The 2,051-nt window shown below is 70.9% G+C and carries 2 protein-coding genes and 1 pseudogene; all 3 read right to left on the reverse strand.

Going from position 1 to position 2,051, the window contains the following annotated elements:
• Positions 1-33: 33 nt before the first annotated feature.
• Positions 34-663 carry a hypothetical protein gene (locus tag VGD70_RS06430; protein ID WP_331079101.1) on the reverse strand — a complete coding sequence of 210 codons (630 nt, stop codon included), beginning with the start codon at positions 661-663 and terminating at the stop codon, positions 34-36.
• A 100-nt stretch (positions 664-763) separates the two neighbouring features.
• Entirely contained in the window at positions 764-1,564 is an 801-nt protein-coding gene (gene eutJ / locus VGD70_RS06435) for an ethanolamine utilization protein EutJ (RefSeq protein ID WP_331079102.1), read from the reverse strand.
• A 294-nt stretch (positions 1,565-1,858) separates the two neighbouring features.
• Positions 1,859-2,051, reverse strand: a pseudogene (locus VGD70_RS06440) (recombinase); the annotation flags it as partial.

Raw genomic sequence — 2,051 nt, forward strand, 5'->3', positions numbered from 1 at the left:
GGGTGGCGTCGACGTCGGCCGCGGACCACACTGTCATCTCGGCGTCTCCCTGCCGTGGATCGCCTCCAGGGCCGCGACGGCCGCGTCCCGGGCGGTCTCCACCTCGCTCTCGGTGCCTGCCAGGAACATCCGGCCGAACCGGCCCACCGCGCGCAGCTCGATCACGGTGATCGACGCCGCCTTCTCCGCCTCGTTGGCCGCGATCGAGATGTACGCGGCCGGCGCGACCTCCATGACGAACAGGCTCTGCCCGGCCAGCAGCATGCTGCCCTTGCGCCACTTGTTCAGCAGCTGCGCCTGGTACGGGTGCACGTTGGTGATGAACTGCGTCGACGCGATGACCGGCTTCAGCCGGTCGGCCTCGGTCATGCCCAGCTCGTCGAGGATCGCCTCACCGGAGGCGAGCACCTCGGCCTGCTGTTCGGAGTGGATCTCCAGCAGGCCGAACTCCCGCTCGATGATCTGCAGCGCGGGGCGCACCCCGGCCGCCTTGAGGGCGATGTCGGCGGCCCGGAACACCTCGTTGCCCGGCGACATCTCCAGGTACAGCTCCGCCATGCCGGCCAGCGGCACGTCGCCGGGGCTCGTCGCCGCGATGTGGGCCGCGCACTGCGGCTGCATCCGGTCGATGAACGCGTAGGTGCGCAGCGTCGGTCCGGTCACGACATCTCCTCGCAGGCTCGGATCCGCCGCTCGCGGCCGGCCGGTGACCTCGGTTCGCTCGCAAGCTCACGCTGTGCCAATGGTTCGCTCGCAAGCTCGCTCACGGCGCCGACCTCGCGATCCCGATCGGCGTGATCAACAGGGCGTGCGGGTAGGTCATCACCTTGCGCTCCAGGTACTTGGCCAGCACGTCGCCGGCGCCGGGAATCATCAGCGCGCCGCCGGCGAGGTGCAGGGGGAGGTCCGCGGCGGCCCCGGTCATCGCACGCACCGACTCGGCGACGCGCTGCAGGCCGGGCACCAGGATGGGCAGCGCCTCGGTGGGGCGCAGCCGCTTCGTCTCCTCCGCGTCCGATATGGACAGTCCGAGGGCGCCGGCCAGGATGAGATCGAGGTGATGGCCGCCGCCGGGCCGGTCGTCGAGAGCGACCAGCCGGCCGCCGCGGAACACGCCGACGCCGGTCGATCCGCCGCCGACGTCGACCACCACGCCGTCGCGCACCGCGAGGGTCCGCTGCGCCGCGGTGACCTCGTCCACCAGGACGACGTCGAGAAAGCCCGCGGCCTCGCACACATACCCGCACGCGCGGGCGTCCCCGACCGGGATGCACGGCGGGTAGCCGACCGCCGCGTTGTCCACAGTGGAACCGAAGGCCGCCTCGAAGCGCGTCCTGAGCCGCCGCACGGTCGCCGTCGCGGCGGCGAAGTCCACCACCACCCCGTCGCGCAACGCCCCGGACGGCTCGCTGTCCACCCACACCGGCTCGTCGGTGCCAGCGTCCAGCGCGACCAGCACACAGCTGGCCGTACCGAGATCGACGCCGACCCGCAACGCACCACCCGAGAACCCGGGCGCCACACCGGTGAGCCCCGCCGCGGCGGTGAGCAGACCGTCCGTCATGGTGGTTGAATGGTTCGCTCCTGCGCTACTCACCGTCTTCCCTCCTCTCGTGCCCTGTGTCTGATGGTTCGCTCCGCTCACGGTCCAGACGGCGAACGCTCCGTCACTCCCCCTCACACGTCCAGACGGCGAACGCTCCTGTGTTGAATGGTTCGCTCCGCTCCTCCGCTACTCGCCGTCTTCCCTCCTCCCGTGCTCGGCGCTGACGCGCCTGCGCGCGCTCGTCAGTCCAGACGGCGAACGCTCCGTCACTCCCGCTCACGGTCCAGACGGCGAACGCTCCGTCGCTCCCGCTCACAGGGGCACCGGGTCATAAACGGTGCGCCATGGCCGGACCTCGTGCGCTATGCGCTTGATGTTGATCAGGTGCAGCGGGGTGACGTTGTCCGAGCAGATCGAGCCGCTCCACGTGCCCGTGCCCAGCTGGAAGGACGGGTCCACGTCGGTCGAGTAGCCCATGCCGCCGAACAGCGCCGGGGTGTTGACC

The organism is Actinophytocola sp. (assembly GCF_036402745.1).
Classification (GTDB): Bacteria; Actinomycetota; Actinomycetes; order Mycobacteriales; family Pseudonocardiaceae; genus Actinophytocola.

What these genes read in the sequence shown, in the direction of transcription:
- eutJ (WP_331079102.1), bottom strand. Translation starts at nt 1,564, where the DNA reads ATGACGGACGGTCTGCTCACCGCCGCGGCGGGGCTCACCGGTGTGGCG.